The sequence below is a fragment of the Salegentibacter sp. Hel_I_6 genome (assembly GCF_000745315.1).
GTDB lineage: Bacteria > Bacteroidota > Bacteroidia > Flavobacteriales > Flavobacteriaceae > Salegentibacter.
In genome coordinates, this window is sequence record NZ_JQNQ01000001.1 from 171,503 (window position 1) to 198,024 (window position 26,522).

Annotated in this window: 30 protein-coding genes; 15 read left to right on the forward strand and 15 right to left on the reverse strand. The window is 38.0% G+C overall.

Annotation, left to right across the window (positions count from 1 at the left end):
- Positions 1-53: 53 nt before the first annotated feature.
- From FG27_RS00715 to FG27_RS00725, 3 genes are all read right to left on the reverse strand, one after another.
- Entirely contained in the window at positions 54-341 is a 288-nt protein-coding gene (locus FG27_RS00715; RefSeq protein WP_037321861.1) for a DUF6520 family protein, read from the reverse strand.
- A 218-nt stretch (positions 342-559) separates the two neighbouring features.
- Positions 560-1,483, reverse strand: coding sequence for an AraC family transcriptional regulator (locus FG27_RS00720; protein ID WP_037314234.1), 924 nt, complete (start codon positions 1,481-1,483; stop codon positions 560-562).
- A 13-nt stretch (positions 1,484-1,496) separates the two neighbouring features.
- Entirely contained in the window at positions 1,497-1,874 is a 378-nt protein-coding gene (locus FG27_RS00725; protein WP_037314236.1) for a hypothetical protein, read from the reverse strand.
- 224 nt (positions 1,875-2,098) lie between these two features.
- On the opposite strand from FG27_RS00725, the gene FG27_RS00730 reads away from it, so the two are divergent.
- From FG27_RS00730 to FG27_RS00750, 5 genes are all read left to right on the forward strand, one after another.
- A complete protein-coding gene (locus FG27_RS00730) occupies positions 2,099-4,516 on the forward strand; it encodes an aminotransferase class I/II-fold pyridoxal phosphate-dependent enzyme (protein WP_037314239.1) in 2,418 nt (805 codons plus the stop codon).
- Positions 4,517-4,618: 102 nt separating this feature from the next.
- Positions 4,619-5,452 (forward strand): RteC domain-containing protein, encoded by an 834-nt coding sequence (locus FG27_RS00735; RefSeq protein WP_037314246.1) that lies wholly within the window; start codon positions 4,619-4,621, stop codon positions 5,450-5,452.
- A 251-nt stretch (positions 5,453-5,703) separates the two neighbouring features.
- Entirely contained in the window at positions 5,704-5,985 is a 282-nt protein-coding gene (locus FG27_RS00740; RefSeq protein WP_037314261.1) for a helix-turn-helix domain-containing protein, read from the forward strand.
- A 3-nt stretch (positions 5,986-5,988) separates the two neighbouring features.
- Positions 5,989-6,708, forward strand: a complete 720-nt coding sequence (locus tag FG27_RS00745; protein ID WP_037314265.1) for a hypothetical protein — start codon at positions 5,989-5,991, stop codon at positions 6,706-6,708.
- The gene (locus FG27_RS00750; RefSeq protein WP_037314268.1) at positions 6,692-7,354 is read left to right on the forward strand and encodes an ATP-binding protein; all 663 of its coding nucleotides are present in this window, start codon (positions 6,692-6,694) and stop codon (positions 7,352-7,354) included. The genes FG27_RS00745 and FG27_RS00750 overlap by 17 nt, the downstream gene beginning before the upstream one ends.
- Positions 7,355-7,370: 16 nt before the next feature.
- On the opposite strand, the gene FG27_RS00755 is transcribed toward FG27_RS00750, so the two are convergent.
- The 5 genes from FG27_RS00755 to FG27_RS00775 are packed head-to-tail and all read right to left on the reverse strand — an operon-like array spanning position 7,371 to position 10,945.
- A complete protein-coding gene (locus tag FG27_RS00755; RefSeq protein WP_051935716.1) occupies positions 7,371-7,865 on the reverse strand; it encodes a GNAT family N-acetyltransferase in 495 nt (164 codons plus the stop codon).
- A gap of 14 nt (positions 7,866-7,879) precedes the next feature.
- Complete coding sequence (locus tag FG27_RS18565; protein WP_051935717.1) at positions 7,880-8,782, reverse strand: bifunctional helix-turn-helix transcriptional regulator/GNAT family N-acetyltransferase; 903 nt, start codon at positions 8,780-8,782, stop codon at positions 7,880-7,882.
- Positions 8,783-8,792: 10 nt separating this feature from the next.
- Complete coding sequence (locus tag FG27_RS00765; RefSeq protein WP_037314271.1) at positions 8,793-9,725, reverse strand: NADP-dependent oxidoreductase; 933 nt, start codon at positions 9,723-9,725, stop codon at positions 8,793-8,795.
- 12 nt (positions 9,726-9,737) lie between these two features.
- Entirely contained in the window at positions 9,738-10,091 is a 354-nt protein-coding gene (locus FG27_RS00770; protein ID WP_037314274.1) for a RidA family protein, read from the reverse strand.
- Positions 10,092-10,135: 44 nt separating this feature from the next.
- Positions 10,136-10,945 carry a hypothetical protein gene (locus FG27_RS00775; RefSeq protein WP_037314277.1) on the reverse strand — a complete coding sequence of 270 codons (810 nt, stop codon included), beginning with the start codon at positions 10,943-10,945 and terminating at the stop codon, positions 10,136-10,138.
- A 367-nt stretch (positions 10,946-11,312) separates the two neighbouring features.
- Between FG27_RS00775 and FG27_RS18840 the strand changes: the two genes are divergently transcribed.
- From FG27_RS18840 to FG27_RS00810, 8 genes are all read left to right on the forward strand, one after another.
- Positions 11,313-11,600, forward strand: coding sequence for a hypothetical protein (locus FG27_RS18840; RefSeq protein ID WP_037317126.1), 288 nt, complete (start codon positions 11,313-11,315; stop codon positions 11,598-11,600).
- A 37-nt stretch (positions 11,601-11,637) separates the two neighbouring features.
- A complete protein-coding gene (locus FG27_RS00780; RefSeq protein WP_037314279.1) occupies positions 11,638-11,922 on the forward strand; it encodes a hypothetical protein in 285 nt (94 codons plus the stop codon).
- Positions 11,909-14,311, forward strand: a complete 2,403-nt coding sequence (locus tag FG27_RS00785; protein ID WP_037314283.1) for a TraG family conjugative transposon ATPase — start codon at positions 11,909-11,911, stop codon at positions 14,309-14,311. Before FG27_RS00780 ends, FG27_RS00785 begins: the two co-directional genes overlap by 14 nt.
- A 29-nt stretch (positions 14,312-14,340) precedes the next feature.
- Positions 14,341-14,922 (forward strand): hypothetical protein, encoded by a 582-nt coding sequence (locus tag FG27_RS00790; protein WP_034892241.1) that lies wholly within the window; start codon positions 14,341-14,343, stop codon positions 14,920-14,922.
- Positions 14,922-15,767 carry a hypothetical protein gene (locus FG27_RS00795; RefSeq protein ID WP_369794081.1) on the forward strand — a complete coding sequence of 282 codons (846 nt, stop codon included), beginning with the start codon at positions 14,922-14,924 and terminating at the stop codon, positions 15,765-15,767. The genes FG27_RS00790 and FG27_RS00795 overlap by 1 nt, the downstream gene beginning before the upstream one ends.
- 78 nt (positions 15,768-15,845) lie before the next feature.
- Positions 15,846-16,460 (forward strand): conjugal transfer protein TraK, encoded by a 615-nt coding sequence (locus tag FG27_RS00800; RefSeq protein ID WP_034892238.1) that lies wholly within the window; start codon positions 15,846-15,848, stop codon positions 16,458-16,460.
- An 11-nt stretch (positions 16,461-16,471) separates the two neighbouring features.
- The gene (traM, locus tag FG27_RS00805; protein WP_037314289.1) at positions 16,472-17,458 is read left to right on the forward strand and encodes a conjugative transposon protein TraM; all 987 of its coding nucleotides are present in this window, start codon (positions 16,472-16,474) and stop codon (positions 17,456-17,458) included.
- Positions 17,459-17,468: 10 nt separating this feature from the next.
- A complete protein-coding gene (locus FG27_RS00810; protein WP_037314292.1) occupies positions 17,469-18,302 on the forward strand; it encodes a DUF4138 domain-containing protein in 834 nt (277 codons plus the stop codon).
- A 34-nt stretch (positions 18,303-18,336) separates the two neighbouring features.
- Here the strand turns inward: FG27_RS00810 and FG27_RS00815 are convergent, their stop codons facing one another.
- The 7 genes from FG27_RS00815 to FG27_RS00845 form a co-directional block, all read right to left on the reverse strand.
- The gene (locus FG27_RS00815) at positions 18,337-19,314 is read right to left on the reverse strand and encodes a nucleotidyl transferase AbiEii/AbiGii toxin family protein (protein ID WP_037314294.1); all 978 of its coding nucleotides are present in this window, start codon (positions 19,312-19,314) and stop codon (positions 18,337-18,339) included.
- Positions 19,314-20,039, reverse strand: a complete 726-nt coding sequence (locus tag FG27_RS00820) for a DUF6088 family protein (RefSeq protein WP_034892224.1) — start codon at positions 20,037-20,039, stop codon at positions 19,314-19,316. Before FG27_RS00820 ends, FG27_RS00815 begins: the two co-directional genes overlap by 1 nt.
- Positions 20,040-20,143: 104 nt before the next feature.
- On the reverse strand, positions 20,144-21,733 hold the full coding sequence (locus FG27_RS00825; RefSeq protein WP_037314297.1) for a type IV secretory system conjugative DNA transfer family protein: 1,590 nt from the start codon (positions 21,731-21,733) through the stop codon (positions 20,144-20,146).
- A gap of 11 nt (positions 21,734-21,744) precedes the next feature.
- Positions 21,745-22,776: a MobB family relaxase gene (gene mobB / locus FG27_RS00830; RefSeq protein ID WP_037314300.1), complete on the reverse strand. Its 1,032-nt coding sequence runs from the start codon at positions 22,774-22,776 to the stop codon at positions 21,745-21,747.
- 11 nt (positions 22,777-22,787) lie between these two features.
- A complete protein-coding gene (locus FG27_RS00835; protein WP_081912567.1) occupies positions 22,788-23,189 on the reverse strand; it encodes a BfmA/BtgA family mobilization protein in 402 nt (133 codons plus the stop codon).
- A 691-nt stretch (positions 23,190-23,880) separates the two neighbouring features.
- Entirely contained in the window at positions 23,881-24,330 is a 450-nt protein-coding gene (locus FG27_RS00840; RefSeq protein WP_037314303.1) for a RadC family protein, read from the reverse strand.
- Positions 24,331-24,434: 104 nt separating this feature from the next.
- Positions 24,435-24,782: a single-stranded DNA-binding protein gene (locus tag FG27_RS00845; protein WP_037314305.1), complete on the reverse strand. Its 348-nt coding sequence runs from the start codon at positions 24,780-24,782 to the stop codon at positions 24,435-24,437.
- 702 nt (positions 24,783-25,484) lie between these two features.
- On the opposite strand from FG27_RS00845, the gene FG27_RS00850 reads away from it, so the two are divergent.
- Together FG27_RS00850 and merTP are read left to right on the forward strand one after the other, a co-directional pair.
- Entirely contained in the window at positions 25,485-25,856 is a 372-nt protein-coding gene (locus FG27_RS00850; protein WP_037314308.1) for a metalloregulator ArsR/SmtB family transcription factor, read from the forward strand.
- Between the two features lie 42 nt (positions 25,857-25,898).
- Entirely contained in the window at positions 25,899-26,522 is a 624-nt protein-coding gene (gene merTP, locus FG27_RS00855) for a mercuric transport protein MerTP (protein ID WP_037314311.1), read from the forward strand.

Below are 26,522 nucleotides of genomic sequence, written 5' to 3' on the forward strand. Positions count from 1 at the left end.
TAAAAAGGCACATCCCAATTAGTGGTGATGTGCCTTATACCTAAAGTATTCAATTAGGGATTAATAATGGTCGGATCTTCAGAGGTACTCGATTTACGCGTATTCCTGTCCATTTCATCATAAACATCATAAACAGGACCATTTTCACCAAACTGAACTTGGCAAATTTCTCCTCCCGGATCACAAGCTTGTTCTGGTATAGACTGCCAAGATCCATTGAGCAGCACATAATCATTCGCAACCGGTTCCGGTTGAATATCGGTTTCACTTCCTAAACTTGTAAAGGACATACCTAAAACAACAAGAAGCGCCATTGCTGGAATTAAAAATAACTTTTTCATAATATAAAGTTTTAATATATACCTACTCTTTGAAGGATTTTCGGCTTCTCCTACTTTCTGCGCAAAAAGATTTGTAACATTTCTTTTATGGTGTAAATATTCCAGTGCATTCCTGAAATTTGAAAGTAGTATAAGCTTATGGCTACTATCATTTACAATAGTAAAATTCATCAAATAAACTCAAACAAAATGGTCGCTAAAGCCGAAAAACTATTCTGTTATTGAATTGACCAGGCATTTTCCATTCTATATTGCGAAGGCGTCTGACCATATTGAAGCTTGAAATTTTTAGAAAAATGTGAGTGATCTTTAAAACCGCATTTCTGCATAATTATGGAAATAGGCAATTCCGTACTTCGAATTAAAAGAGCACCTTTTTCGAGCCTTTTTTTCATATGGAACCGAGGTATGGTAGTGCCATACATTTTCTTAAATTCTTCTTTGAGCTTGGTTTTATTCGTACGGTGAATAAGTCCCAATTCCTTAAGGGAAGGTAGTTCCGTATGTAGGTTCCGGAGAATATAGAGACGCACTTGTTTTAGGAGTAATTTTGTTGCTGTACTTTCCTTCTTTCCTGATTTTGAAGAACGGGTGGTATTCCTATCTTTCTCGTCCTCCTCAATCCTATTTTCGAAACGAAAAGCGGTAATTACATAAGAACATTCTGAATTAATTCCCGTCATCTTCTGAATAGTGCAGGGAGTCCTGTATAGGCTTTTATTTTCAGTTAGAAAGTCTAATGAAATTAATCGCTGATAAGTTTTCCCTCCATTAGACTCCAATTCCTCTTTTAAAATAGTTACAGAATTATTTGAAAGAATTTCTGAAACTGGCCTATCAATTTTTTTGTCCTCCCAATTCAGGATTTTGGGAGTTTTGGTAGTATAGGAAGTTATATGATAGCTATTATCCAGGAATATTGAAAAATGATATTCCGGAGGTTCCTCCTGCTCCTGGGATTTGAAACAGGAATTATAAATTTCCTCGGACATCATATTTAGTAATACGCCAATAGTATCTAGTGGGTCTCGGCGACCGGTCGGTTCCTGGCGAAACATAAAATTACCACAGGCAATCTCGATGATTTGTTGGTACAAAGAATTGAACCTCATTTTCTCCTCGTTGCTGATTTCCTTTTCCATAATTATTATTTTATTAATGGTTACTTTTATAGTCCTGCAAGAACGAAAGCGCCTTTTCCTTATTAGTAAATACCCGGGTAGGATAAGCCGGGTTATTTATTTTAATATACATCTGGGTGATTACCTCGGCGTGCTCATCTTTAACCAGGAGTGCGAGAGCCGTTGTCATATATGCACCTTCAATAGCCAAATAGTCCCTGGCTTGTTTTTGAGCAAGGGTGACAGCCCTTAGATCACAAAATATAGGATATGAATTTTCATTTTGCAGCTGTAATCGCTGGCTTACGATCTGTTTGGCCATACTCCTATTAATCTCATAAATTTCTTTATAGATAAAATAAAGGATCCCATTGGAAATCCACATTTTTGCATAAGTACCATCCACAACCATCCCGTAATAATTTGGATATCACTAATATAAAACAAAATTTCAATACGTCTTACCAGAACATTTTTCTTGAATTATATATTATTTGATAAAGTTATTCTCATAAGTTTTAAAGCTATTTGAACGAAAAGCCGAATAACTGTTCTGAAAAGACTTTTTATTATAACGCACAGAATTATAATAGATATTTATCATAGCTTGAAAAGGAAATTTTTATATCAAAAGTTATGGCTAAAGTTAAACACAATAATTTCCTGGATACGGTTGATGAAGTAATCACCAATGCAACCAATGCTGGGGTAATCCATCTCCATGCAGAGGGCAATGAATTAAACGGGCGGCGTATAACCATTAACGGGAAACCTTCTTATCACTTCGGAACCACGGGTTACTTAGGACTTGAACAAGATAAAAGATTAAAAAAAGCAGCAATAGATGCTATTGAAAAATACGGAACCCAGTTTCCTCTATCCAAAACATATATTTCCCATCCGCTCTATGCTCCGCTGGAAGAAAAAATATTCGAAATGTACCAGCACCCCATACTCATTACTAAAAATAGTACACTTGGGCATTTAGCAGTCATTCCCACAGCTGTAAGGGATGGTGATGCGGTGATCTTGGATCACCAGGTACATTGGAGTGTTCAAAGTGCCACGGAGGTTTTAAAATCAAAAGGAGTAACAGTAAGGATGATCAGGCATAGCAATATGGATATGCTCGAACACTATATCAAAGATTTAAGAAATAAGGTCAATAAAATTTGGTATATGGCAGATGGGGTGTATTCTATGTACGGAGATTTTGCTCCTTTACAAGACTTAATGGAGTTATCCAAAAAGTACCCACAATTACATCTTTACATAGATGATGTTCATGGAATGAGCTGGAAAGGAAAGCACGGTTCGGGTTATGTTATGTCTGAATTGAAAGAACTTCCTCAGAATCTACTCTTATTCGGCACTTTAAGTAAAACTTTTGGAGCTAGTGGTGCAGTGCTGGTATGTCCTGATAAAAAGTTGCATAAAAAAATAAAAAATTTCGGAGGACCCCTTACATTTTCAGCCCAATTGGAACCTGCTTCAGTTGCTGCTGCAACCGCTTCTGCAGAGATTCATCTCTCTCCTGAAATCTATGAACTACAGTCAGGTTTAGCTGCTAAAATTGATTTTTTTAATCAATTATTAGAGACTTCAAATCTACCGCTGGTACATAAGAATACCTCCCCGGTATTTTATATCGGTACAGGGTTACCGGCTACAGGATATAATTTTGTAAGCAAAATGATGAATGCCGGTTTTTTTGTTAATCTTGGTTTGTTTCCGGCAGTTCCGGTTAAAAATACGGGAGTTAGAATCACGATTTCCAGGCATAATGAATTGAAGGATATTAAGGCATTGGTAGATGCGATGAGCTATTACTTTCCCCTGGCTATGGAAGAAACCCATACTGATTTAACCAGGATTTACAAATCATTTGGAATTCAAACAACCGAAAAGAATAATCCTGTAACTACTCAAATGGAAGAGCTAAATCTGGAATATACCCAAACCATTCAACAAATAAATAAATCGGAATGGGATACCTGTTTTTTCGGAAAAGGTACATTTGATTGGGACGGTCTTGATTTTTTAGAGAAAGTGTTTACCAATAATAATTTAAAGGAGCATAATTGGGCCTTCCATTACATTACCATAAAAGACAAAATAGGGAAAATCATTTTGGCGGCACCACTTACCAGTGCGCTTTTAAAAAACGATATGCTGTCTGATGCAAAAACCTCGAAAGCCATTGAAGAAATGCGTGAACAGGATCCCTATTATATGACCGATATGGTGCTATCCTTAGGATCCGTTTTTTCAGAAGGAGCCCATTTGTTTTTAGACGATGATCATCCTCTACATATTCAAACCATGCGATTATTTCTAGAGAAAATTGATGAAATAAAATCTAACGTAGGGGCTAAACTTATCATTTTACGGGATTTTGAAAAAACAAATACGTTGAACGCTTTTCTTCACAAGCAAGGTTTCATTTCCATAGACATGCCCGATTCCTGTGAAATTGCCAATCTCAATTGGCGAAATGAAGAACAATATATTTCCACGCTCAGTAAACGCTCCAGGAAACATTTTAAAAAGGACATTAAGGCATTTGAGAATTACTTTAACACCAGGATTGTAGGCTCCCCTACCCCAGCAGAAATTGACAAATATTACCAGTTATTTGAAGAGGTTTGGAGTAACAATTTAGGAATTAACACTTTTAAATTTCCCAAAAAGCTATTTTTCAAAATGGCTAAAAGTCCGAAGTGGGATTTTCTAACCTTTTATCTTAAAGCAGATAATCACGACGCATCGGATAAGATCGTTGGCGTGATGTTTATAACGCGATCCGGTAAAACTCTCATACCCGCTTTTGTAGGCATGGATTATGAATATAATGAAAAATTCAATATCTATCGCCAGCTTTTATACCAGGCAATAAAAACCGCCGGGATTTTAAAATTCGAAAAAATTAATTTTGGCTTTAGCGCTAGTTTTGAAAAAAAGAAATTGGGAGCCACTCTAATACCTAAAATAGCCTATGTCCAAGCGGATGACAACTTCATTCTTGAAGCTTTAAATTGGTTACGAAAAGATTAACACCCCCCTTTGAAGTATATTTTTTAATATTTACCCTTTTAAAAAGCCGTATTGAAAATAGCACAGCAAAGGCATTATTTGTTTTCATTAAATACAAATCTCATGTTCGAGAAAACAATGTCGATATTCAGCGAAAATGTTGAAAGCTTAATTCAGTCAGGTAAATCTGATTTGAAGAAAGCTGAAGACGGCATTAGTTTATGTATTAAAATTCTTTCCAAATTACAAAAGCAAGTAGATAAGTACGATTTTGAAGATACTCAAGCAGAAATTGAGTTTTTTAAAAATATAAAACCCTTTCCTATGAGCTATCTTATTTATTTTACCGAAGTCCGCTCTTGTGAATTAAAGCTCCCAAAAGTCGGTAACTCTCATAAAGTTCGTTATTTGGAAAAGGAGATTAAAAAGATCAATAGATTTTTTTCTGAAAATAACAGTTTTGTCAACTATATGGAGCAAAACCACAATTACCTAGATCCACAATTTTTCAGTCGCAGTGGTAAGATGGATTTTTCCTTTAGCCCTACTATAAACTATTATCAAAATCCTGAATTTTCGACCAGTCACGATATGCTTTGGTCAAAGGTACAGGCGCTTTACCGCTATATACATTATATTCGGGAGAAGTTAGAACTGATTCAACCTGGGAGTAGCGGAGATTTCCGAGAACGCCAACCAAACCTTCTACTATGGTCCGGATCCAAAACTTCTTTAGTAGAAGTAATCTATAGTTTATACCTTAAAGGAGATATCAACCATGGGACTGTAGATCTTAAAACGCTTATCGCTGCTTTTGAAGATTTTTTTAATATTAAGCTCGATAATTACCATAAAACATATAGTGAGATGAGAGCCAGAAAAGATCCTAGGAGTAAATATCTTCACCTAATAGCTGCAAAGTTGGAAGCCAAAATGCGCCAGGATGATGAAAAGTAAATTTTCGAAGTAAGTCGTAACTACGAAAATCAGCTCTCCATTAATTTTACAAAGAATTTCTACCTCTTCCCTCCTACCTGAATCTTAAATTGAATCAATTCTCATCATTTTTTATTAAATGTTAAACTTTTTCGTACTACGAAAAACCTAGGGAATTATTTCCTGGAAACAATTTCAATTTTATAGAGCAATTATAAACCAGGTCAGGAACAAACAAATGAAATGTTCCAAGCCATAAAATTTGTTCTATTATGCCAACATCAATTATTACTACAGACGATCTTCAGGATTTTAAAATGGAGTTACTCGAAGACATTAAACAACTGCTGAACCAGCAAAAATCAGGTAAAATAAAAAAGTACCTGAAATCTGCAGAGGTAATGGATTATTTACAAATAAGTCCAGGAACACTTCAGAATTTACGAATAAAGGGTATCCTTCCCTATACCAAAATAGGCGGTATTATTTATTACGATGCTCAGGAAATCCAAAAAGTAATGGAAGAAAATCGTGTACATCATTTAGAATATTAAGCAATGAATTATATAAAGCTTTTAAACGCCGCTTTCGAAAAATTTTATTTTGATGATCGTCTAAATCCAACGCATATCAGCTTGTATATGGCATTGTTCCAGGAATGGAATAGCAGCAGGTTTGCGTCGGATTTTTTCGTGAACCGAAGAGATTTGATGAATGCGTCAAAGATAGGTTCCAAATCCACCTATCACAGGTGTGTAACCGATCTTGATACCTGGAATTACCTGAAATATTTTCCTTCCAACAATCCCTACAAAGGCAGTAAAATAAAGATGTCCATAATGGGGACAAGTAATGAACCTGAAGAAGACCATTACGATCCCAAATTAGAACAACTTGCAGAACGCTACCATCCCATAAAGGAACAAGTAGTAGACCAGCAGCGTCCCGTCAGTGGACAAGCTTTGGTATCTACTATAAACAATACTAAACCAATAAAACATAATAAACACCCAAACAGTTTGAAGGTAGTACTGGAATTTTTTAGTAATAAAAAATTTGATCCGGAATATGGCAAAGAGTTCTACGAGTACTATGAAGACAGGCAGTGGCAGACAAGCGATGGTTCTGATGTGAGAGATTGGCGAGCTCTTGCAAAATATTGGGTTGAACAAAAATCGCTTATGAAAGAAAAAAATAGATTAAATAAAAAGCCAGCATCTCATTTTAAGGACAACCTGCGAACCACTAAAAATAAAGATTATGGACAACCCCTCTAAAATAACCGAAGGCGGCGTTGAGTATTCCCTAGGAAAATTTGACGGGACTTGTGTGCATTATGATTTCCCAAAAATCTTGATTTATCTTAATGCAAAGGGAAAGCTGCTATTCGGTAAACATTTTAAAATTTATAAAAAAGATAAAGCTGTTCTATTAAAACTCACATCGTATTTCATACGGGATGAAGCTACTTGTAAACGATTTGATATTGACATCAATAAGGGAATCTTACTTTCAGGGCCCGTGGGTTGCGGTAAAACCTCTTTAATGAAATTATTAAGGCACCTGGTTCCCGCGCAACGCCCTTACGAAATGATTCCTTGCCGAAATGTAACCTTTAGCTTTAATCATTTAGGATATAAAACTATCGAAGACTACGGTAATTCAAAATATTTTTGTTTTGACGATCTGGGTGTAGAGCCCCCGGGAAGATTTTATGGAAAAGACTTAAATGTTATGGGTGAAGTCTTACTCTCTAGGTATGAACTTTTTACAGAAACCCGTCAAAAACTAAAAACCCATGCCACTACCAATTTGAATGCTGAGGAACTGGAAGACCGCTACGGAAACCGGGTACGTAGCAGGATGCGGGAACTTTTTAATTTAGTAGCTTTTGAAAAAAACAGTAAAGACAAAAGGATTTGAAAAAAAGCTTTATATTCTAATCTGACGGCCAATTTCTTACCATTTTTATCGTCGCTCTTTCTACTAAAGGATTTTCAAGTCTGGTAAAACGAAATCCGTATTTAGAATATAGGTTTAGTGCTTGGACAAGTTGATGATTGGTAAACAAAACTAAACTATCCAATTTCAACTCTTTCGTTTTTCTTAGGGCTACTTCCATTAATAGCTGTCCTACCTTTAACCCCCTGTAGCCAGGTTTAACACCCATTTTAGCCAAGGTATACTCCTTATCGGTAACTTTTTCCAATGCAACAGAACCAATTATCTCGCCCTCCAAACGTGCTAAATATATAAAGCCTTCCTTCTCTAAAATCTCCTTCCTGGGATCATCAAAGAAACGTTTATCCAAATCGGTTACCTCAAAATATGATTCCAACCACTGATAATTTATTTGTCTAAAGTCTTCTTTATAGGAATCTTTGTATTCTATAATGTCTATATCCTGACTAGTGAAAGTTTTCGTCTTACTCATTTTAATATCATTTATTAGTTTGTATTTCGCAGCATACGAACATGATTATTCGCCTTTTTCATATTGACACCTTTGGCTATTACAAAACCTAAATGCTCGAATAATCCCTTTTGCTCAATATCACAGGTTAATTCGAGGAATTCTTTTTGAGAAAAGTATTGTGCCAGGTACTTTACAATCTTTGAGGATATGCCTGTATTCCTATATTGTTCCAGGACTGCTATCTTTTCAACTTCCACTTTCTTTTCGCTTGTAGCCAGCACCCGTGCATAACCTGCTGGAAGGCCATTGACACTGGCAAGAAAGTATATTGCTTTCTGCGACGGAAATTTATTATTCTGGCCAGGGAAACTGTTCTTTTCAATTGCCCTGGCAAGATCCAGTCTCAGATGATCCTCACATTTTACGATGCTTACGGACTTTTCTTCCGCCAACTTAAAAATATGAGCTGCTTTTTCGTTTAATCGGTCTACCAAAGGCTTTTCTTCCAATCTTCCTTCTACTTCCGAAAGCGCCAAATAAAGATTATGGGCGTTGAAGGTGATTTCAGATAAGGTTCTGGAAATAACTTCCCAATAAGGCTTAAGGGCAGTAACTGTTTCTCGACCTTTTGTAGTGAGCATCAGATTCCTTTTCCGTTCATCCCTGGGATCTTTGACCGAAGTAATCAAGCCATTTTTTTCTATTTCTTTAAACAGGCTGATTGCAGAAGGATGACTTAAGGCGATTTCCCTTGCTAGCTCTGTAACGCTCAAATGGTCGACTACCGATAAAACGTAAATTGGGGGGAACCATTTGCTTTCAAAATTCATTTCATGTGTTTTATAAAATGAATTTCCAGCATCTCTAAATTCATCCAAAATGTACTGTAATTTGGAAGCTATAGCAAGTATTCCAGCCTGTTCAACGGTATTCATTCTATTTGTTTTAAAGTTCCACAACTATTTTACCCACGGTATGGCCTTCGGCTAAATGCTCGTGAGCTTTTTGCATTTGAGTAAAATGATAAACATTTGAAATATGAGGCTTTAAAATTCCATTTTCAAGATAGTTCGCAATGGTCTGGATATCTTCCCGACTGGATGCAACAGTAAATTTCAAACCGAGCTTACCATTATTTTGTGCCTTTTCAATAACCTCTTCATTCTTTCCAGAAGGAATCGACATTATTTTGCCTCCTTTCTTCATTAGGGATAAAGACCTGTCGATAGTCTCTCCTCCAACAGGATCAAAGACAATATCAAACCTTTCCACCTCTTTTTCCAATTGATCGGTATGATAATCAATATGCTTATCCGCTCCTAAACCCATAACAAAATCCTTATTTTTTTGAGAGGATGTACCAACCACAAAAGCACTAAGGTACTTTGCTATTTGAACGGCAAAATGACCTACCCCACCTGATGCTGCATGGATTAACACCTTATCCTTGGATTGGACTCCCAACTTTTGCATCGCCTGGTAGGCAGTTAGCGCTGCCAGACTGGTGGCTGCCGTTTCAAGATGTGTACAATTTTTCGGCTTTTTTGCGAGATGATCCGCCGGACATGCTATAAATTCAGCATAGGCTTTTCCATGACCCGGGAAATTAATCAAACCGAATACTTCATCACCCGAAATAAAGTTTGCTGAATTAGATTTTATCACCACCCCTGATACATCCCATCCCAAGATAATAGGATCCTGATCTTTTAGCCTTTCATAAATTCCTTTAAAATCTTTAGTTTTTAAATCTATAGGATTTATTCCGATGGCTTTCACCTGAACTAACACTTCATCTTCACCTATTTTAGGAATGGGTAATTCAGCATATCTAAGCTTATTTTGGCCTTTTTGTTTCTTTAATATGATGGTTTCCATATTCCTTAGTTATTATTGTGATAGATGAGCGATTCCTGAAATTTCAACGGAGGCACCCAGGGGCAGGTCCAAAACGGCTATACAGGTTCTGGTGGGAAATTTATCCGTAAAATAAGTGCTATAAATTTCATTAAAGGCCTGGTAGTCTTTCATGCTTTTTAAATAGGCAATAACACTTATCAGGTTTTCCATATCTCCTCCATTTTTTTCTAATTGTGCTTTTAGGTTTTCCATCATTTGCTTTGCCTGGCTTTCAAAGTCATTACCTGCAAGTGATCCAGTTTCAGGCTCAATACCCACCTGTCCGGAAATATAAATCGTATTTTCAATCCTTAAGGAAGGGCTGAGTGGTGCTTTGTTTTTCATCTTTATAATTTTAGTGTTTAAAAAATAAATTAGAGAGGAGCATATTAAATGCGGTTTTTCAATACTTTGATCCAGTTATCTAAAAATTGATCCTGCTTCGCTTTCGGTAATAACTCAATGGATAGAAATGGATTAAGATCTTCTAGTTCTACCAGTAAAAGGGAATCATCTTCCATTCTACAAGCATCTACTCGGGTAATGCCTGTTTCGATATTATTCCAGGCTATAAATTGTTGGGCAAACTCCAAATCTTCAGAGCTCGCTTCATATTCCTTAAGTTTCCAGCGCTTATCTTTTTCTGGCGCATAGAGCGCATATTGAAATTTGTCATCCAGATAATAGAAGGATACTTCATATTTAAAATTCAGAAATGGCTGAATCAATTTTCCTGTGGGTTTTGCCTTTAGAAGTTCCTCCTTTGTCAAAATTTCCATTCCAATGGAATCCGCTCCGTTCTTTATTTTGGTAATATATTTCTGTGTATCACCCAGAACCTCAATTTCTGAAATATGCTCTACAGTGGGAATAACAGGATAGTTGGTGCCCGTTAAATTCAATAGATATTGCTTCCCCTTTATATCAGCCTTCCCATCAAACGAATTGAAAATATTTATATTTTCTTTCTGAACAATCTCTACAAAACGATCGAAATATTCCTGGTATCCAATAACTGCTCCTGTATTTCTAAAGACGATAAGATCTGCTTTATCAAGTAAGGCGATCGCTTGTTGAGGATGTCCAATTAATATATTAAAATGCTTTTTCAACCTGGAGGTAATAAATAAATCCTCTTCGTAGTAGTTTCTACCCTTGGCATCAAAGTAAAGATCGGTTATATAAAGTAATGTTTTCATAGCTAAAATTATTTATGTTCAAAATTACGTAAATACTTACATAATATGAAAGCTCTTGATATTTTATTCGAATAATTGGATAGAAAGGCCTTATGCTTAATTAAAAATAATGCAAGCAATTACTAATGGTTTTCAAGTTTACTTTTAAAAAACTGACGTTTTAGATGCTAGGCGTTAGGACATCCTTTCCACTTATCAACAATCCACTTTCAAAATTCCATAATATTTACTACCAAATGAAAGTATTGAAATTCAACTAACTACAAATTATATTTTATTCACAAATTATTGAATTTCAATTATTTAAGTCATTAAATTTCTAATTTTCTCATAATGAAAACGAGTCAAAAATTTAAAATCCTTCGTTATGAAAAAATCAATCTTTCTGGCAACATTCTTCTCGTTGCTATCCACGTCACTTTTTGCGCAAATCGGTGGGATCGAAGATTCCGTAGCCGATATTTCCGATACTATAAGGAATATATTTCCCATCATCCTTGGAGTCATCTTTTTAGTCGGCTTCCTTTTTAATGCCGGCCACTTCTTTGGGGAAAACTCCGACCTCAAAAAAGGAATAACCCGGGTGTTGGTCTTTGTTCTTATCGCAGGCGCTGTGGTGGGAATCTTCACCTATTTGATCACCATTGTAGTTTAAGTCGCTAAGCGACATTTAAAAAAATAAAGGAACAGTTATGAAAAAGTATGAACCTTATAGGAACATTCGAAAAGGTGCGGTAATCTTTGGGCTTACCCTTCCCCTATTCGCGCTAATGATGCTTTCGATAATCGCATCCCTATTGGTGATCATTTTCTCCTTCAGTCTGGGTGTGATTATTAGCGCCCTGCTCTTTAATGCATTCTTGTATATCGGGTTAAACCGTATCAGTAGGCTCCTGGAATTTCTACAGATGACCGGGGCATTTCCAAAAATGATCAGTAATAAAAGAAACTCAGGTATCCATTATGAAAAAGATTAACCTCGCCTCTCACTGGCCTATTACCGATATTCGGGACAATGTTGTTTTTGCCGCAATCGGTAACGTCGTCCTATGTTACCGGCTTGACCTGCCTGAAATTTACTCCTTATCGGAAAAAGATTTTGAAGACCTGCACGCCACCTGGTTTCAGGCGCTTAAGTCCCTGCCGGTGGGTACAGTAGTGCATAAGCAGGATATTTATGAGAAGAAAGCATTCACTGCGACGTCACTTCCAAACAAAACCTTTTTGGAAAAAGCCACACGGGATCATTTTAAAGATCGGGAATATATAGCGCACCGCTCTTTAATATTTTTCACCCTGACCAGGAACAAAGCTTTAAACAACTCCAAATATGTAAACCCTTTTCGAAAAGTTTCCAAAGAAATTGTCAGGGAACTGGATGCCAACGTTAAAAGCTTTATCGGCTCGGTAAACGATTGTGTTTCCTTTATTGCTAACAGCCGAAAGGTTTCTATAAAAGCAATACCATCAGAAGAAATCACCAGCCTAACTTCCGAGTACTTCAATGGTTTCAATGAGGGTTTCGATACCGATTTCCTACTCCAAAAACAACATATTCAAACGGGGGACAATTATTTTGATGCCCTGGCTATCAATAGCGAGCTGTGCTTTGGCGAAAGGGTACAGTCGAGCAAAACCAATGAGAAATTCACATCCGATGATTTTGTATTTCACCAGGGGTTTATTGATGGGCTGGGGCTTCATTTAAGAGAGAACCATATAGTCAACCATATCCTCTACCTGGATGATAAACACAAGTGGCGCAAGCTACTGGATAAAAAAGTAGAAGAGCTTAGCAAAAGTTCCAACTTTGGCTCTCATAACAAAGTTGTTCTTGGAAAGATCCAGGAAATCCTGGAGAAGATCAATAGCGATGAGAACGCGCGGATTATCCGGGGCCATCTTAATGTCATTTTTTGGGATCGGGATCCTCGTAATTTGGAAGGCATTGCCTCTAAAATTAAGGCTGAGTTCAAGGAACTGGATATCATCCCTTATGCTCCACGCGGCGAGGAACGAAAGAATTACCTACTGAACAGCTACTGCTGCCACGCTTCCAATTTTTCCGATGAAGATCTTTATGTGACCGATTTGAAACATGCCTTGTGCCTCCTTATCAATAACACGAATTACAAATCGGACCCTACCGGCATCATTTTTAATGACCGTGAGCATAACATTCCAGTACTAAAAGATGTATGGGACAAGGGGAAGAAACGGATCAAGGCGCGCAATTTTGCCATTTTTGCCCCGACCGGGGAAGGAAAATCCTTTTTGGCCAATAACATTCTACGTCAATATTTTGAAAACGGGGTACGGCTGGTGATTATCGATCTTGGGGGTTCTTATACCAAGTTCGCTAAACTCTATCCTGATAATTACACTGTATTGCGCTACCAGAGCGGAAAGAACTTAGGGATCAATCCTTTTTACATATCCAATCCCGACGATGTAAGTCCTGAGTGGCTGGAAGATCTTTCGGTGTTTCTATTAGAACTCATTGCTGCAAATGATAAAGTTACCAAAGCACAATCCGTAGCCATTAAAAAGATCCTCCGTTACTATTACAAAAACACCACGAAAAACCATTCCTTAGATAGTTTTTACCGTTTTATCGAGCAGCGAAAAGATGAGCTGCTGGAACCCCTTAAAATCCATCCCGACTACTTCAATGTAACCAACTTTTTGCACGTGCTCTCGGAGTATGTCGGCGATGGTCTATACAGTTTCTTATTTGAAGTTAGCGAAGATCAAACTTACAAGATCGAAGATAAGCGGCTGATTGTCTTTGAACTCGATGAAGTCAAAGACAATAAAGAGATCCTCTCGGTGATGCTCAAACTGATAAAATCGGCCATCCAACGCACCATCTGGAAAAACCGGGCCGAAAAAGGAATTATCCTCTTTGATGAATTTGCCAAACAACTCAAGTTTGAAAATGTCCTGGAAAGCGTGGAATTCTATTACCAGGCGATTCGTAAACAAAACGGGGCCATTGGAATCATCCTACAATCCATAAACCAGCTCCCTAATAACGCTACTTCCTCAAGCATCCTGGAAAACACCCAGGTGGTCTACAGCCTGAACAATGAAAAAGGTTATGAAGAACTAGCTAGGCGCTTAAGCCTCTCCAGCCACGATCTCAACCAGTTGAAATCGATCAGGAATAATTTGACCGGCAAGCGCAAGTACACCGAGATCTTCATTAAGATCGGCAAGGAAAGCAACATTTTCCGCCTGGAAGTACCACCCGAAGTTTATGCTGCCTATCTCACCGACGGAACCGAAAACGAGGCCATCATGGCCATTTATAATGAGACAAAAAATATGGAAAAGGCTATCAAGGAATTCATCAGGCAATCCTAAACACTCCTTAATATTTAAAACAATTCGATATGAAAAACAATCACAAAACCTGGTTACTCACACTGGCATTAGCATTATGCTTGCCCGCAGGCGCTGCCTGCCAGGGGATGCCGGTGTACGATAACACGAACTTTGTCAGCCTGGTCAAATCCCTGGTGGAATCGGCCAAGCAAACCGCCAACCTGGTCAAGACCGTTAACTTCTTAAAAGCACAGAAGGAAAATATTGAAAAAGTCAATAGCGTGGTACAGAATTTAAAAGCTGTGCGCGAGATCGGTCGTAACAATCAGCGTCTTATTGCGGTGATGCAGGACGACCTTCGGGATATTTTGAACTCCCCCTATATCAAGCCAGAAGAAGTAAGCCGTGTTACCGAATCCTTCAGTGCCGTGGTTGAAAACTCCCTGGAGACCGCAAGCTTTATCGATGAGATTTTATCGAGTGATCATTTAAAAATGAGTGATGCCGAGCGGGCTCAAGTTTTAAAACAAAAAGAACTCGAGTCCAAAGAAATGGTCATCGATGTGCGGTTAAAGACTAAACGCTACCGCGAGATCATTTCCTTTAGGAAAATGCAGGATAAGATCAATAACCGGGAAACAGGCTTTTGATGATTAGCGGGGTAATCATACTGGCTGTAGGCGTCGAATATCTCGATAGCGTTTTCCAAACCATCCAGGAGAGCGAGTTTTCACAGTACACCATCGTGGGCATGAAAACTTTGGCGGTACTCTTCTTTTTAGTAAACATCCTTAAAAAGTATAATGAAGGCGTAGCTGATAGACAGGGCTATACCTGGGGGCTTTCACCCGGGGATCTGGCTAAAAATTTTGCAGTGGTACTGCTGGTTATTTTCTCAACCCAAATCCTGGGGTTCTTTGACAGTATTCTCGTAGCTATTGAAAATCAGTACCGCGATACCGCCCCTGCCCTTCTCCCCTTGCAAATGCAGGAAATTCCCATCGAGGAAGATGTCTCCCCTATGGGGGCGATGCGTAAAGCCATGGCTTTACTTTATGAAGCCCTGGTGACCCCCCTCTACGGCTTTAAAACCTTTGCATTTCTAATCAGCCTGTTTTTATGGATCCTTGATTTATTCATCTACCCGCTATTTTTGGCAGAGCGTTATTTCCTCCTTGGAATTATGCAAGCCTTTTTTCCGCTGGTGCTTAGTCTGGCGGTAATTGAAAAGTTCCGTTCGATGGCCTATGGATTTTTCAGGTTGTATGCCGCAGTGTATATGCTGGTTCCGGCTTTCTTCCTGGTTAATGTGTTTATCAACGCCCTTTATACGGAAATCAACACCAATTTCTGGGAAAACCTATTTGGTACAGATTACGGGAGCGGTTTTTTCGCCCCGGTTATAGAAATGGGTTCGATAGTTTTTATCGTGTTTTTAAAATTCAAACTCTACCGACGGGCCATTTCTTTTACCCTAAGACTGTTCACCACGTGAAGCCTATAAAGAGAATCTAAAATGGTTCTTTTAATAAGCTTCGATATAACCTATTTAGTCATAAAAAATAGTTCAAAAATGAAAACACCATATAAAAATATCTATTCGATATTAAGGCTCAACCGCTTTATAGTACTGGCCGTAGTACTTTGTTCGCTGTTTTGTAGTGTCTTTGCTATTTGGATGGCCATCTCCACAAGGAATATGGCATTAAACAGCGCCTTTGCCATCAATACCGATGGGAGCATCATTCCCTTAAAGCTGGTGACCCAAAAAGAAAACTTCCGAGTAGAAGCCCTGGCTCATTTGGAGCTGTTTCACACCTACTTCTATAATATTGATGCCAGCAATTATGAGAAAAACCTGGAAAAAGCATTATGGCTGGGCAATAGTTCGGTAGACAACCTATACAGGCAGAAAAAGGCCGAAGGGGTTTACAACCGCTTATTGCAGTACTCGCTGGTCCAAAAGGTATTAACGATCGATTCGCAGCTGGAAGAAAAGGAGGAATCGTTTCATTTTAAAACTACCGTTATTTTCGAGATCAACCGCGGCAGCATTGTGGATACCTACGAACTGGTTACCACGGGAAAACTACTCATCGTAGATCGTCACTTCCCCCATAACCCACACGGGCTCCTCATTACGGATTATTTCGAAAACAGTTTAAGAAAAGTACCCTCACAAAATTAAAATTAGAACCGATGAAAATTGAAAAGAACAAAATCGTATTCATTAGCGTCCTGGTGGTCATTGTGATTTTTCTTGTCACCTATACCATAATGATCACCGGGGAGGATGAAGAGCAACAGGAAAACCTCAGGCAAACGGAAATCCCAGCCCTTGAAGAAGAAAGCCAGCAAACCTATGATTCTAAACTGGAGGCTATTGATAACCTCAAAGAAGTTCGGGATAAGAATGCGCCAAGTATTTATGATGAAACGTTTTTGGATTCCTTAGGCTATTACGATACCAAGCTTTTGGAAAAAGAAAAAGAGCGCAAGATCGATAGTATTTATGAATTGGGAAAAGCCCGACAAGCACAAATTGCCAATCTTACGCAAACCCGTCCAAGCAGACCACCGGAGAATAATAGCCCAGCCCTAATAAAAACAGTACCAAAGGTAGATACCACGGAAATTGAGGAAACGCGAAAAATTGAAGCCAAAGAAATGGGTTTGGAACATCAATTATTCTTTGCTTCTGCTCCCAAAAAAGCTAATGATCGTATTACAAGTACTACCGATAAGGAAATTAAGGTGATGGTTGATGGTACCCAGGTGGTTAAAGCAAATTCCAGGCTTCGGATGCGACTTGCACAACCTGCCAGAATTGGTGACAAATTTATCCCCAAAAACACCCCGGTTTTCGGCTTTGTGAGTTTTCAGCCAAATCGGGTCCTGATCGAGATCGAAAATATCCATAAGCATCAAACTAACTTAAAAGCCTTTGACCTTGAAGATGGTAGCGAGGGTATTTACATCGAGAATAATTTCCGGGCGGAAGTAACCACGGAGGTTTTGGATGATGTAATCGGTGATATTAATATTCCAAGCGTGCCACAGGTCAGCGGAATAAGCAAAGTATTTCGAAGAAATAACCGCAATGTAAAGGTGACCATTCTAAATAATTACAGATTAATTCTCAAAGCCAATAAACCTGAACTAAACTGGGGATTGGCTAAACAATAAAACAATCATTATGAAAAAGTATATTTTAACCAAGGCTGCTCTACTGGTTTTTATTTTCACCAGTGCACAAACCCAGGAAAAACTGGACACTATCTACGCCAATGATCATAAAAATGTTGCGCTATTTTTTCCCGAAGCGATTAGCCAGGGGCTTACTGGAGCAGCACATTTTGTTTTTACTTATAACCGGGATAAGCAGCAGCACTTTGGGCTCCTACAGGCCAAATCCGGCAAGGAAAGTAACTTATTAGTTATCGGTGTCGATGGTTCTGTCTTCTCCTATATCCTAAAGTATAAAAAACAGCTTTCCCGGCTGAACTATTTTATCCCTGAAGCAGAAAGTATAGGAAAGGAAAAGCCTGTTGCTATGGTTTCTATTAAGACCAGTAATTCACAAAAATACTTAAGCGATAAGGAAGATTATTACCGAAAATTCTGCAGCTACTTGCTTAGTAAGAAACAACGTATTGGCCGGATAAAAAAACGTAAGTACGGTATCATATTAAGTGTTGAGGATATCGTTTTTAATAAGGAGCAGCTCTATTTTGTGATCAAAATTGAGAATAGATCAGGTCTGGATTACGATCTCAATTTCTTAAAATTGGTCAGTGAAACACGCAAAAAGGGAAAGAAGAAATCCCTGCAGCGTTTATACCAGGATCCGGTTTTTAAATACAAGATGCCGACCAAGGTTCGAAAAAATAAAACTGTAAAAATAGTTTATGTACTGCCAAAGTTTTCATTGTCTAAAGAAAGGAGGGCGATTTTGGAGCTCAATGAAAAAGACGGGGAACGAAATTTAAAACTAAAGGTATCGCATCGGTTAATTAATAATCCGAATTGATAAGGAAAGCTTATCAAATTAGAAGCTCTAAAATTTAAATTTCCCATTTCACTTCTTTTAACCTTACCGAAATCCTCATCAGGGATTTTAGAACCTCCCTCTCTTCGGGAAGGTCTCCGGTTAGCAACTCACTAAACGAACCAGAATAAGTTTTGCTCAAGGATTTCCAAACCATCTTTGTTTGACTAAAGAACAGGGACTGGGACGGATGTTTCAGTAACCACTCCTTATCCTTGGGAATGGCCTTATCATCATCTTTACCTACTTGCAGCAGCATTTTTTCAAAATCATCTGATTGCAAAAACGATGAAATTCTATCTCGTTGCAGCAGTTGATGGATATCATAGGTATGGCGAACCTTATCTTTTAAATCTTCTAAAGGATTTTCAGTATAGGAAAACCTGATCAGGCTTATTATTTTTTCACAAAATGTACGTTCTATACTTAATGCCGTAACCTTAAAAGGTTCCAGGTGATACGCATTGATAAGGTCTACATTATTAGTCGTGGCAATAAAAGCCGCAATCATGGAATGGACACTGACTATTTCCGATGGATGGGATTTGCCCAGACTTGAAGCTTCCACTACAATATGATCCCGGATCTGGCCAAAGGCACCCGCCACGCCTACTTTATCGTAACCATAAACCACTTTTCTAATTTTGCCCCGTTTATTTTCTAAAGGATGGTCGGGAATAACAGTCATAACAGGTTCCAGTGCACCAGTGACTTTTTTGAGTTTTCGCTTTAAGGAATTATCGGATTCCCCCTCCTCTTTTATAACGACCAAATCGATATCTTCGGAAAAGCGCTCAATTATGCCAAAGCATTTAGATAGGGATGTTCCACCTTTAAACACGGCGAGTTGCCTGGTTGATTTATTAGTAAAAATCTCTTTAAGTGCTAAAGTAACCCAATAGTCCTTTTCTACATAGATTTCAGAAATCCCAAAGTGTTGGGCAGTAGCTACAATAGCTCCCTGAAATGCAGTTTTATAATTATGTAAATTCATCAGGAGATCTTCCAGTTTGAAATGGTGGGCAATATATTTTCGGGTATTCCGAATTCATACTTACTTAAATAATTAAGGGTGTTTTTAAGAGGTTCACTCACCTCGTTAAATGAGAGTGCCTCAAGAAGAGCGCCTAACAATGCCCTTACTTTGGGAGGATAAGATTTAGCAAGATCAACTAGTTGTATTTTATCGGTATCGGAAAGCCCTTTGATTTTTTTCTTTAAAAAATTAACCCCCTTCTTTTTATCCAAATCTGGAATTTTCTTAAAATCCTTCATTACGTCCAGTAATTGCAAGAAGGGAATACTTTCTTTGGATACAGGTGCATAACTTTTAGCAGGCTTTACAACAAGGTTTCCTATCTTGGTTTTTATCACCTTATCCCAACTGGCCACTCTTACCGTAGTAGGGATTTGAGTAGTAAGGCCAAGTTCATTATATAACCGAGTGCCTGTTATGTATGCCATTGGCTGACCGTTTTCAAAAAGATGACTATAAAGTAATTCTTCCTCACTTGGTTTTATTTCCCCAAAAATAGTTTGTTTGGGCTTATAATACATCCCATTTTTATATCTTTTAATCACACCCCTGGCAGCCATCCTGCTTAAAGCTTTTGCAGCAGCAGAAAATTCGGTTTGGGGAATAGATAAGCTATCATAGGTAAATACCTTTCCGGTATTTATACGATCTACTTTAGACTTTATGGATGTCGCAATATTCATAGCACCACAAAGATAGTGAATTAAAATATAAAATGTCAAGTTTTTTACAGTATTTACTTGACATATTGTAAAAATGAATAGTAATAATTAATAACTATTTCCGCTTACTCAAATATAGACCTGGCCTCCTTATAAACTCTTTCAAAATTAGATTCCAAATCAGCTTTAGAATAAGGTTTTTGTTCTTTAGCCGAAGGTAGATCTCGCCCAATCTTCTGCAGTTTAAACTGTATTTTTTTATCCTTACCATCGGCGTAGGTTATAAACTCTCCCTGTTTCAGACGGAAGAAAACATCGGCACGGATTTTTGGGATTTCCTTCTCTCCGGTGGTTACCCGAGTATCAAAATCAAGACTGTACCCGCGATTCACACTGGTGGTGGGTTTCTTCACAATTTCAAAAAAGCGCTCGTAGTATTTCGCGGTGTCGGGATCATTAACCTTCCCAAAAAACTGATAGGACAGGTTACTTAATATAGCCTTGCTGGCTTTATCCCCATACATCATATCGTTTTGGATCTTATCCTGCATTACATAAATTGTAGCGATATCATAACTCCTCAAAGTGGCCGGAATGCGGTGCATATTCAGCAAACGAAGAGTCGGTGCCTCTTCCATCAGCAGGAAGGAAGCTTTGGAATTACGCACACTCATTTGCTTAGTTATGGTATGGATGATGGTGGCTATGACCGGAGAGTAGGAAGCTTCGTATTTGGGATTGTTCACTACGGAAATAACCGAAGGGTTTTGCTCACTATTAATATGAAGTGGTACTTCATCTTTAGAAAGGACCATAAAAATCTGTTGGGTACTGATCCTTTTAAGGGCATTGGCCAGGGTACTTTTTACCCCGGCCGTTTGCCGCTCAGAATCTTTACCGCTAATAAAGGCATCGGCCATCGCTCGGGAGGTGGTATTGGTTTCCAAAAACTGGATCAGGCTATCGGTATCCAGGTATTGGTAGATAGCGATAAGGTGCGGGAGGGTACAAAACTTCGGATAATCAGTTTTTAATTTCCAGATCAATCCTCCGATTAGCCCTTCTGCGGCATCATTAAAAAATTTTGTAGTCCCCGAGGTACCTGATTCCCGTTGTTCGAGGAGGTTTTCCACTAGTACCCGGGAGACTTCATTGACGCTTTCCTCGTTTTCCAGGTATCTTAGAGCGATGGGATTCACCCTATGGATGATTTTATCAAAGGAAATCACCTTAAAAGGAATTTCCCGGTCTTTAAAAAGCGGGTAGGCCATTTCAGTGAGCTCAAAATCTTTATAGTCGTGAATCACCCCACAAAAATTTTCTTTTTGAAAATGCTTTAAAAAGCCATACACCACGCTTTCGGTCTTCCCGCTTCCGGCAGAGCCAATAACGGAAGCACCGCGTTTAATATTCTCCAGTTTAAATTTTCCTTTGGTGGTCGCAAAACCGACCTGGTATTTTCTATCGATCTTTTTATTATCCTGATCCTTATGTAAAAATACATACATCAGGGTATTGATTAGGAGCAACGGACACCCCAGGAATAACAAAGCCGGAATCCACTGGTTATCCTGGCCCCCATAAATACCAAGGACCACCATCAGCAATAAATTCAAAATAAAAGCAAAGCGGTTGATAAGCTTAAAACATATATAGAACAATATGCTTACCAGCCCGATGATCAGAAGCAATCTAAAAAGGTTTTCTATGTCCATAACAATTAAAATTAAATTCCGATTGAACTTGATTTAACGGCTACCTCTACCCCTTTTTTGAGCCTGTTAAAAATTTTGAGGGCAAGTTGTGCCTGGGAAGTTGGAATGCTGGGCATCATCGGGATACCTGATTCCCGAATGAGCTTAAAAGCAAGTGCTTTTTCGTTAGCCGGTAATCCCATTAGCGCGGTAAAATAGTGGTTCGGGTTTTTGATAAATTCCTTTCGTGCCGTATAGGTTTCCACAAAGTTACGCTGGTAACCGAAAGTTTTATCAAAGGTCTTTTCTGCCTTTTCAAAAAAGCGGTCCCGGTCAAATCCGCGTTTAACGGTCTTGCCATTAAAGTTAACTTCTGAAGCTTTGTATTTACTACCCGGGGACAAGCTTACCGAATTAGAGGCATCCTTTCTACTTACGATAATATGGATATGGCTTTGGTTTCCTGCTTTGGGCATCCCCTGTACGATTCGCTTACCATCTTGCCGATGTGGAGCCCTGGCTTCCAGTTTCTCAATTTCCTTTTCCCGTTTTTGAATACTTCCCTGCATCAGACCGGTTTCTATTTTTCGGATTTCACTTTTGAGTTGAAGGATTTTGGTCGCATAAGGCTGGTTTTCCCGAATCTGGCGGTCGATACCTTTAAAGCTTCGGGTATGTTCAATTTTAGCGTAATATTTAATATCATTAATATTAATCGGCCTTCTGTCTATTTCCCGGTTAAAACAGGCCACATAATCTTTCATCAGTTCCCGGGTATACCTTTGTAGATCCTTACTACTATTTTGCAGCCGTTTTAATTCGTATTTGGAAGGGCTAACGGTAATGGAATAGAACTTCGGTTCTTTCTTTTTGAGCTTGGCGGTATTGTTATCAATTTCTTTGACAACTTTCTCCGGGTTTATGGCATCCTTATATTGATTAAAGAAATGTTCCTTTGCTTCTTCCGCTACCCCTTCATTTTCTTTTTCCAGGTAGCTAACAAAACCGGCCGAACTTTGCGAGTAATTCCCGCCTAACTTTTGAGGTGTAATGGTGATATACATAGCCGAAAATTTTACAGGTTATTATCAGAAAAATTCTTTTCACCCCTACCATCTTGTTCCTGTTTGGGAATACCATCTTTTTTCTCCCGGAGGATTTTCTTTTCCAGGATGAGTGGTTTCTTTGGAGGTGCTTCGCTTTGGAAAAGTGAGGCGATCATCGCCGCGGTAGGTTTGGTTTGCGTTTTTTCCATATCACGCATAATGGCAATAACCGCATTGATACGTTTCTTAAAAGAAGCTTCGATAGTCCTGCCGGTTGGGCCTAATTTTTCGTGGGGAGAGATTTCGTTATAGAAGAAAAAGTCGAGCATTGTTTCCAGAGCTTCGGTGTGTGATTTGAAGTGTATTCTTGAAAATTCCTGAAAACGTTTTGCTGTTTCCTTTTTGAACCTGATGCCGATAAATGAGTCCATAATTCGCCGATTTGTCGCAAATTCTTCCCTAAAAATGGGCGTTGGCAGGGCATTTGTCGCAAATTGCTTAAACTCAGGAATTTAAATAAATTATAAATAACTGATTTACAGTTATTTAAAAACGAAAAGGAGTGCTTAACATCGCGTAGCGTGTTACCCTCTTGCTACTCCTTTTCGTCCCGCAACGCGGGACAAAAATTCCGTACAATTTGGTCTGTTGGCTGTCTTAATAGACAGTCAAAAGCCACTTGCCAATTCCCGGAAAAAATTTCCGAATTAATATTTTTTTGATGTGCAGGATTATCGGCGAAAGTCAAAAATGGATAGCCCTGCATAAATTTGAATGCTGAAGATCAGCGAAATAAATATAAGGATTTTTTTAGTAACAGGTAGCGAGTAATAAATAATTCTTATTCAAAAGGGTGTCCAGATTCAAGATTTTTTTTTATCTTTATTGAGTAGGTTTCAATGACCTAAAAAGAAAGGGAAAATTCAGGTAACAGCGAATTTTCCCTTTTTTAATTGATTGAGCTTGAAATGCTCCTTACTGTTAAGCACTACCAACCAAGCTATTTTTATATGACCTTTTATAGAACTGCTTTGCTTAGAAGATTCATTGAAATATTTGAGCCTAAAAAAACACTTCTAAAATTAGAAGTGCTTACAATCTAGTTAGAATGTGCCAGGTAAATTACAAAATTCCTTCATCTGCAAAACTGTAGTAATTACCATCAGGCATAAGGATAATATGATCCAGGACTTTCACATCAAAAAATGATGCCGCATTTTTAATTTTCCTGGTCAGGCTTTTATCCGCTTCACTTGGTCTAAGGGTTCCGCTGGGGTGATTATGCAATAAGATTAGTGCCGTGGTTAAAGACTTTAATACAACTGCGAATAAGATTCGAACATCGACCAGTGTCCCGGTAATACCTCCTTTAGAAACTTCGTAAATACCTTTTACTTTATTAGCATTATTAAGTAGCATTATTTTAAAAGTTTCCTGCAGTTCGATCTCGTTTTTATTCCATTGTGCGAACGCTAAATCTGCTGCACTTCTGGAACTTGAAATTTTGGGTAGCAAATTTGTTTTTAAACTTCCGGTGTAGCTTATCGCTATTTCATTAACTTTGGATTTCATTATTATCTTATTTAAAGGGTTACTAATTAAAAGAGGGAGCAACTTTCGAAGGGAGCGCCCTCTTTATTTTTTTGATAATTAAGAATTAAAAGATCTTCGATATTTTAATTAAATGAACTTTCATTACTACCTAAAAACAGGATTTCACTTACTAAAATTTCAGTTACATATCTTTTTTCTCCTGTTTCGGTTTCATAGGATCTGGAAGTTAGTTTTCCGCGGATGGCCACTTCTTTACCTTTATCGACATATTTCTCGATAAGCTCAGCCTGCTTTCCCCAGGCCACTACATTGTGCCAGTCGGTTTGTTGAATTTTTTCCCCTTCCTTGTGGTAGTATTCATTGGTAGCCAGTGAAAAAGTGCTTACTTTTTTTCCACTTTCAAAGTTTTTGATTTCCGGGGTGTTCCCCACATTTCCGATTAACTGTACTTGGTTTCTTAGATTACTCATAATTAAAAGATTTAGATACCTGCTTTCTAAGCAGATTGATTAAACATTGATTTACTTATTATATCCGGAGCGTTTTCCTTTTTTGATTTTTTCACTTTGCTTCCGGGTATGTTGTTTTGAAATGATTTCATAATTTTTATTTGTTGATTTACTTCCTATAGCGCCGTTTGCTATTACCTTTTTTGATGCTGATACATTTTCAATATTTAGAATTAGGGAAGGTTTATAAAAAGGAGTAAGCGACTGGCTTATGCAACCTGGACTAACTTCTAAATATTGGTATTTTGCATTACAAAAAAGGTAGGGACAGCAACGGCCGGGAAGGAAATGGAAATACTGAAATTGAAAAACAACTGGAAGCGAAGTAAATGCAAGAATGGAATTCCGATTTAGCGGGCGTCCTTTTTTACTTAATTAAGTATAAGATTACACGAAGAGCGATAACTACTATATAGCGGATACATCATTAGGAAAATAAAAAGGATGCCCAAGATATTCTTAGGGAAGCTCTTTACCCGAAATGGAGCATTTCGCAGAATGAAGCGGTAATGTGCTGACCGATTTACAACCAGAAGGTCTTTGAAATTAGTGGTCATAATCTCTTAAATGTATGAAGCAGAATATTTATACTAACTATTATTTAATAATTTGCTTAAATAATATATTAATGATACATTTGTTTCGTAATTAAAAATACTATTTATGAGTTTAGAAATAACCTGTACCAGAAATGAAGCTGATCATAAGCAAATATTACGCTGTAAGAACACTATTGACAAATCTTCTTCCAGCTTTCAAACAATGAGTAAAATTTTAACGCTTGCGGGAAATGAGGTACGTTTAAAAATCCTTTTCCTGTTAGATATGGAAAATGAACTTTGTCCTTGTGATATCGCTGATATTTTGGAAATGAGCGTGCCGGCAGTTTCCCAGCATATCCGGAAAATCAAAGATGCCGGTATCATTTCGTCACGACGGGAAGGTCAAACCCTATTTTATTCTTTAAACGATGGAGGGGAAAAAATCCTTTCTTATATATTTCAAGGAATAAAACAATCTAAAATAGCCGTTTAAATAGTTTAATAAATAAATCACAAAAATAAAATAGCTTAAATAATGAAAACGAATTCTAAATCACCTAAAAAAAATGAATCCAGCGGACTTTTAGGAGCTGGATTGCTTACAGCGGCGGCGGCCTCACTTTGCTGTATCACACCGATATTGGCCTTGATTTCAGGCAGCGCCGGCATCGCCTCCTCTTTTTCCTGGATGGAACCCTTCAGACCATATCTTATTGGTATTACCATCTTAGTACTGGCTTTTGCCTGGTATCAAAAATTAAAACCAAAAACCCAGGAGGAGATAGACTGTGCCTGTGATGAAGACGAAAAGCCTTCTTTCTTTAAATCCAAAGCTTTTCTGGGTATAGTTACTATTTTCTCCGTGTTAATGTTGGCTTTTCCTTACTATTCTGAAATCTTTTATCCTGATAATAAAAAAGATATTGTAGTGGTGAGCCAGTCAGATATTCAAACTATAAAGTTTGATGTTGAGGGAATGACTTGTGCTGGTTGTGAAGAAAGCGTAAAACACGCAGTAAATCAATTGGATGGGATTTTAGATGTAATCCCTTCTTATGAAAATAAAAACACCGAGGTTAAATTTGATAATACAAAAACTTCTAAAGAAGATATTGAAAAAGCGATTAATTCTACCGGATATAAAGTGGTACATAAGTAA